1 pseudogene is annotated in these 727 nt (G+C 30.4%); it reads right to left on the bottom strand.

The window, feature by feature from the left end:
* Window positions 1-88 precede the first annotated feature (88 nt).
* Window positions 89-410: pseudogene (locus tag ACFIO5_RS11745) on the bottom strand (P-II family nitrogen regulator).
* Window positions 411-727 lie beyond the last annotated feature (317 nt).

Raw genomic sequence — 727 nt, 5'->3', positions numbered from 1 at the left:
ATTTGTTTAAGAATGTCTGATGCAGTTGTCATATTCCATTTCCTTATTGGACTGAGGTAGATAAAAAAGGTGAAAAACTTTGTAGCTGTTAAAGCGCATCGATTCCGGATTTACCTGTGCCGATACGAATGGCATGATCAATGGAAGAAACAAATATTTTTCCATCTCCAATATGCTTTGTTTGCGCTGCTTTACGTATTGTGTCAATGGCTTGTTCTAGTTTTTCATCGGCAATAACAATTTCAATTTTTACTTTAGGTAGAAAATCAATAACATATTTAGCACCACGATAAAGTTCTGTATGCCCTTTTTGACAACCAAACTGTAATACTATGTAATCCAATTTTTTGAAGCGCTTCTTTCACTTCATCAAGTTTGAAAGGTTTTATGATGGCTTCAATCTTTTTCATGCTGAAATTATCTCTAACGTTATTATGTCTTTTTAGACTACACTACATTATATTGACAACTATGAGATATGTTAAAAGATACTTTCTACACGGAAAATTCAAAAATTATGTCACGGTATATTTTGGGAAGGAAGATTCCTTTAAAGCATAGAATAAAATGCTATTATTTTATAAGGAAAACGCTTTGAGGGTTATAAAGAATCAAAATGATAAAATAAAAAATATTTGGTTTTCTTTTTTACTGTTCTATTATGTATTTCATAATTTGCAGACTTTTTAAGAATTCGGATTTATAAAAGGTTGACGCAGCAAAATTT

The organism is Bartonella sp. AA86SXKL (assembly GCF_042196885.1).
Note: the sequence above shows the minus strand (reverse complement) of the source record. Positions and strands in the feature narration are given on the sequence as shown.